This is a genomic window from Leuconostoc sp. (assembly GCF_965300815.1).
Window position 1 is genome coordinate 1 of sequence record NZ_CBDKZH010000080.1, and the last position, 5,798, is coordinate 5,798.

Below are 5,798 nucleotides of genomic sequence, written 5' to 3' on the forward strand. Positions count from 1 at the left end.
AAGAAGAATTATCAATTTTTTAACGCTATTATAACCAACATAATAGAGATATATCTAGGCATAGTCCTGCTCAACCAAAAAATTGCGCGTGGCCTCATAATTTCACCTATCGGTTCATCATCACTTAACCCAGCGGTTTCTTCAACGCAACCCAGTCGCTATTTTGCCTTAAATATCGCGTTTTTTGTGATAAAAAAAACAAGTGGTGACCCACTTGTTACTTTTCACTCGCCGCCACTTTTGGCAACGTTAAATTCAAAATAATCCCTAACAATGTTGCAATCGCCACACCAGAAAAATCAACTTGTGGTCCAAGTTGCAAATGGAAATTACCAATACCAATCACTAATATTGGCGCTGCAATCATCAAATTGCGCTTCTGCGTGTAATCAATTTTGTTATCAACGATGACTTGCAAACCAGCTGCCGCAATGACACCATACAACACAAAGCCGACACCACCAGTTACCGCACCTGGAATCGTTGAAATCAAAGCTGATAATTTACCAATGAAACTGAAAACAACAGCAAAGGCGGCAGCACCACCAATAACCCAAACGGAATAAACACGACTCAATTGCATCACGCCAATGTTTTCACCATAAGACGTGACCGCCGGTCCACCAACTAACCCCGCAACAATTGAAGCCGTTCCATCACCAGCTAAGGTACGCTTCAAGCCAGGGTTTTTAAAGAAATCATGTCCCGTCACTTTTGACAACACCATCAAGTGACCCAAATGTTCAGACAAGGTGACTAAAGCAAGCGGTGCCATACTCAAAACGGCGGCAGGATAGAGCTGAAAACCATCTTTGCCAATAAACGTTTCAAAATCTGGTAATTGGAACCAATGTGCGGCAGCAACTGGTGATAAATCAACCAACCCAAAGACCAACGCGACAATGTAACCAAAAATAATCCCTAATAGGACTGATAATAGGCCTAAGAAACCTTTGAGAAACATGTTAAAGGCAATTGTCCCAAGCAATGTGATCAACGCCACCACAAAGATTTTCCAATCATATTTCCCATTTAACATCGTGGCTGAACTAGCCGCTGAACCAGCCAAACTCAAGCCAATCACCACAATGATTGGCCCAACTAATTCCGCTGGGAACAAGCGATCAATCCAACGTGTCCCAATAAAGGTCACGATAGCTGCGACCACAAGGTAAACCAGACCAACAGAGATAATTCCCTGTGCGACCCCAGGATAACCCAGCGTTTTCATCAATGACGTCATCGGAATAATGAAGGCAAAACTTGAGCCCATATAAGCCGGAATATTCCCACGGGTAATCAGCATGTGGAGCAACGTGCCGACACCCGAGGTAAATAACGCAACCCCAGGATTTAAACCAACCAACAACGGCACGAGGACTGTCGCACCGAACATTGAGAATAAGTGTTGCAATGATAGCCCAAACCACGTCCAAAAAGGCGGCTTATCATGGACATCATAAATCGCATTATTTGCTTTTTTCGTCATAATCGTGTTTTGTCAACTCGCGTTAACACATCCTCCTAAATATTCTAAAACCCACAACCAGCGCGAGTTTCATCACTTCCATTATAAACCAAAGAACCTGACTCATGCTATGCATAATGTCAGGTTCTGTTGTATGTAATTATAAGGTTGCGCTGCAAACGCAGATTGAAGCTGAAACATTAACGTTCGGTCATCTTCTCGCTTCTTGCCAATTTATCACCCCTACATTACTTGTCACTATTGTCCAGAAAATATCATCTGCTGTTATGTCTATTTGACGTAGTGGATAAATTTTTATCACGCCGGTTAATGGTTCAAATCACGCTTTGATGTTATCCCTTAGGATGTTATTGTTATTAACCATTGTCTACAAGTTGATGCCCTAACGCTGCAATTTCTGATAAATTACTTTGCGTCATTAATGGCCTCCTCTTTATTTGTTATCTTTATTCTACCACACTATGTAAACGCTTACAATAGGATTAAAAATAAAAAAACAATCACACGTTTTAACTGCGATTGTTTTTGGGATTACATTTTTTCTTCTAGGACAACATCTGGATACTTGTCGTGGAACCAGTTCATCGCAAACTTGTTTTCAAACAAGAAAACGGGTTGATCATAGCGATCCTTCACCAACAAGTTACGGCTTGATGCCATTTTTTCATCTAATTGTTCAGGGGCAATCCAACGCGCCACTTTTGAACCGATGGGTTCAAATTGAATTTCGACGTTATATTCATTTTCCATCCGGAATTGGAACACTTCAAACTGCAACTGACCCACGGCACCAATAATGTATTCACTGCCCTGCCAAGACTTGTAGAGTTGAATCGTCCCTTCTTGCACCAATTGTTGAATGCCTTTGTGATACGACTTTTGCTTCATCACATCTTTGGCAATCACACGGTTAAAGAGTTCTGGGGTAAAAGTTGGCAAATCTGGGAATTGGACCACCTTCTTACCGGCATAAATCGTGTCACCGATTTGAAAATTCCCCGTGTCATAGACACCGATAATATCACCAGGTACGGCCGTTTGGACGTTTTCACGTTCTTCCGCCATAAACTGTGTCACATTGGACAACTTCAACTTTTTATTGTTGCGTTGTAAGGTCACGTCCATTCCACGGCTAAATTCACCAGACACAATCCGCACAAAGGCAATTCGGTCACGATGGCGTGGATCCATGTTCGCTTGGATTTTAAAGACAAAACCAGTAAATTGTGCATCTTCTGGTGCAACGACTTGTTCATCAACCGTTGTCACGGCAGCTGGCGCCGGCGCATAGGCCAAGTAATCACGCAAGAATTCCGTCACCCCAAAGTTAACCAAGGCTGAACCAAAGAAAACCGGTGTCAGGCGCCCATGCGCAATGGCGTCACGGTCAAATGGATTCCCCGCATCACGCAACAGTTCAATTTCATCCATGGTTTCATCCACCACTTCTGGATGTGATGTCGCATTTTTAAATGGCACCATCGTGTCACGTTGCAAGTCATAAATGCCTTGCAAAATCTGTCCTGAACCCACCGGCCAATTCATTGGATAAGCTTGAATACCCAAAACCGATTCTAACTCATCTAACAAATCCAAGGCTGGTCGCGCATCACGATCAATTTTGTTAAAGAACGTAAAGACGGGAATGCCACGCTGCGCCACGATTTCAAACAGCTTCTTGGTTTGCGGCTCGATACCTTTTGCGGCATCGACCACCATGACCACCGAATCCACGGCCATTAACGTCCGGTACGTGTCTTCAGAAAAGTCCTCATGCCCTGGTGTATCTAAGATATTAATTCGCTTGCCGTCATAATCAAACTGCAAGACCGAAGAAGTCACAGAAATACCACGCTGCTGTTCAATAGCCATCCAGTCAGATGAGGCCAACTTATTTGAGCCACGGCCTTTAACGGTTCCCGCTTCACGAATCACGCCACCATGGAGCAATAGTTGTTCCGTTAACGTTGTTTTTCCGGCATCGGGGTGCGAAATGATCGCAAAAGTACGACGATTTTTTAATTGTTCTTGAAAGTTTTCCATAATCTCTAGTTTACCTGATACAGTGGTGTTTCACAACAAAAAAAGCACCGTCTACGGCGCTTAGTCTTGTCAAATATCACGACCACATAATTATTTTTTCCCTGATACATATAAAATTTCACGGCCAGCTAACGCTTGTACATCACGATAGTTTTCGGGATAGCGCGCATGCAACAAAGCAGTATCTGCGGCTGTCATGCCAATGGGTTGTGCCAAAACGAGCCACGTCACATCTTGACCTAACGGTGGTGTTGTTAAAGAGCCTACATAGCGGTAATATGCGCGATTAGTGGGTAGTAACCCAACGAGTGTTTGTGCGGCCACTGGCCCGTTTAAAATGGCCTGAATAGGGGTTGATGTCACGTCACTTGCGACATCCGCTAAAACAGCTAAGACCAAGACGCGCTCACCTTGTCGACACACAAAATGAATTTCAGCATCATGCCGCTGACCATCAATCAAATGTTCTGCCCCATCATGAAAATGGAAACGTTCTAATTGCCAGGTCTCGCCATCCAATTGCAATGTGCCATTCACTAAGAATTGTTCACCCACAATCCGATCATCATAGGTGGTTTGGCCTTGAAATGTTAAGGTCATGGCTGAGGCCATCACTGGTTTACTTTGCTGTTGATTGATATCAATCGGTGATTGAAATGGTGTGTCGTCAGCTTGTCGCCAAGTATCTTGCTGACTGTAGTCAAGGTGTTGCATGTGTTGCCTCCCAATAGATTTACTACCTATTATATCAAATAAAAAGACGAACATTAACAAGTCAAGGAAATCATATCCCACGATACGCGAATATCCTGTATAATAAAATGCAGATTGAGAAAGAAAAGTGACGCGCATGCAACTTGTAACAGCTGCAGAAATGCAGAAAATTGATAACTATACCGTAGAAACAATTGGGATGCCACAAGACGTACTCATTGAACGTGCCGCAATGGCAGTCCTTGACGTCATTGGCGCTGGCCATTTTAATTTAGATCATATCCTCGTCCTTGCCGGCTTAGGCAACAACGGCGCCGACGGTGTCGCGATTGCCCGCTTGCTTTACGCACAAGGTTTCAACGTTTCCCTACAATTTGTGGGTAACGTGGCACGCGCTAAAGATGCTGTTCATCGGCAACTCGCCATTATCGAAAAGTACGGGTTGGTACGGGCCGAAAAAAGTGACTTTAACCAAGCAACCTTAATTATTGATGCGATTTTTGGGACTGGTTTAAATAATATCCTCCCCGAAGGCTTGCAGAAAATGATTAAAGCAGCCAATCACATCGAAAAAACTGTTATTGCAGTTGATACACCAACCGGTATTGATGCTTCAACCGGTGAAGTCCGCGGGGCGGCACTCAAAGCCCACACGACCGTCACGTTTGGCTATAACAAACTTGGTCTCACCCAAAAAGTGGGCGGCCATCTCTCTGGTCAGGTTGTTGTCAAAGACATTGGTCTACTGACACCCCCAGATATGACTTTTTCAGTACCTGAACGGCCATAATATGACGTTGCTAGGCTAGCAGCCTAGCTTTTATTTACCACAACTAAGAACAAACGTTTGTTAAAACGAACACATGAACCAATAATTTTACAATGACAAGACCAAAATCTCACAAAGTTGCCCTCACCAAAGCACGCCGTCAAGAAACGTGGCAACAATTAACCGCTGAACAACAAGCCGTGCTGATACAACACATTCGCTACCGTCAGACCTCTTTGATGATGGATCGCCAACTTTTCGGTCGTGATGGCCAATGGTTTTTCAAAGCGTACCACTATAACGACGCCTATGATACGCCCACAGAAAAACAACTATACTGTGCGTGTGGCCGCCGACTCAAGCATCAATATGTCTTAGAAAATGGCGAAGGCACAGAAATCCGGTTAGGCATCACCCATTTTGCCGATCATCTGGGTATTCCTGAAACCGTTATGCGGCAACTACAAACGCAAATTCATCATATTAACTTCGGCCTCGATGAAATTTTACAACGTATCCGTCGCCACGCTGGCCTGAACCCCACCATGCAACAATGGTTTATCACCCATTATCACAACTACCCTGATTTACCACCTGATGCCCTTGATTTTGTCAGAGTGGGCTTACCGTTAGAAAAGGACGTCCAAGCCGACATTGTCCGTTACTACAAACAAGCTACCTATCAACCCAAACCACGCCGACCAAAACCGGCTAAACTCTCTCAAAAAGCCTGGGCGGCATTGTTTCAAGACATTTAAAAAAGCTTTCAAACCATCGTTTGAA

Annotated in this window: 6 protein-coding genes; 3 read left to right on the forward strand and 3 right to left on the reverse strand. The window is 43.9% G+C overall.

The genetic code is table 11. The annotated features are described in order from the left end of the window. Positions 1 to 264, forward strand: a 264-nt coding sequence (locus tag ACW12G_RS05855) for a hypothetical protein (RefSeq protein ID WP_455647490.1), incomplete at its 5' end; no start/stop codon positions are given. Here the strand turns inward: ACW12G_RS05855 and ACW12G_RS05860 are convergent. The 3 genes from ACW12G_RS05860 to ACW12G_RS05870 all read right to left on the reverse strand — a co-directional run bounded on the left by ACW12G_RS05860 (position 218) and on the right by ACW12G_RS05870 (position 4,246). Further along, positions 218 to 1,489, reverse strand: a complete 1,272-nt coding sequence (locus ACW12G_RS05860) for a uracil-xanthine permease family protein (RefSeq protein WP_455647491.1) — start codon at positions 1,487 to 1,489, stop codon at positions 218 to 220. The genes ACW12G_RS05855 and ACW12G_RS05860 overlap by 47 nt on opposite strands. 531 nt (positions 1,490 to 2,020) lie before the next feature. After that, complete coding sequence (locus ACW12G_RS05865) at positions 2,021 to 3,532, reverse strand: peptide chain release factor 3 (RefSeq protein WP_029510013.1); 1,512 nt, start codon at positions 3,530 to 3,532, stop codon at positions 2,021 to 2,023. A 90-nt stretch (positions 3,533 to 3,622) separates the two neighbouring features. Further along, complete coding sequence (locus tag ACW12G_RS05870; protein WP_455646712.1) at positions 3,623 to 4,246, reverse strand: carbonic anhydrase family protein; 624 nt, start codon at positions 4,244 to 4,246, stop codon at positions 3,623 to 3,625. A 136-nt stretch (positions 4,247 to 4,382) separates the two neighbouring features. On the opposite strand from ACW12G_RS05870, the gene ACW12G_RS05875 reads away from it, so the two are divergent. Further along, the gene (locus ACW12G_RS05875) at positions 4,383 to 5,036 is read left to right on the forward strand and encodes an NAD(P)H-hydrate epimerase (RefSeq protein WP_029510015.1); all 654 of its coding nucleotides are present in this window, start codon (positions 4,383 to 4,385) and stop codon (positions 5,034 to 5,036) included. Between the two features lie 92 nt (positions 5,037 to 5,128). Further along, a complete protein-coding gene (locus tag ACW12G_RS05880) occupies positions 5,129 to 5,773 on the forward strand; it encodes a hypothetical protein (RefSeq protein WP_455647492.1) in 645 nt (214 codons plus the stop codon). Positions 5,774 to 5,798: the final 25 nt, after the last annotated feature.

Excerpts from the sequence above, each read along its gene's own strand:
- ACW12G_RS05870 (WP_455646712.1), bottom strand. The coding sequence starts at position 4,246 with ATGCAACACCTTGACTACAGTCAGCAAGATACTTGGCGACAAGCTGAC.
- ACW12G_RS05865 (WP_029510013.1), bottom strand. The coding sequence starts at position 3,532 with ATGGAAAACTTTCAAGAACAATTAAAAAATCGTCGTACTTTTGCGATC.
- ACW12G_RS05880 (WP_455647492.1), top strand. The coding sequence starts at position 5,129 with ATGACAAGACCAAAATCTCACAAAGTTGCCCTCACCAAAGCACGCCGT.
- ACW12G_RS05875 (WP_029510015.1), top strand. The coding sequence starts at position 4,383 with ATGCAACTTGTAACAGCTGCAGAAATGCAGAAAATTGATAACTATACC.
- ACW12G_RS05860 (WP_455647491.1), bottom strand. The coding sequence starts at position 1,489 with ATGACGAAAAAAGCAAATAATGCGATTTATGATGTCCATGATAAGCCG.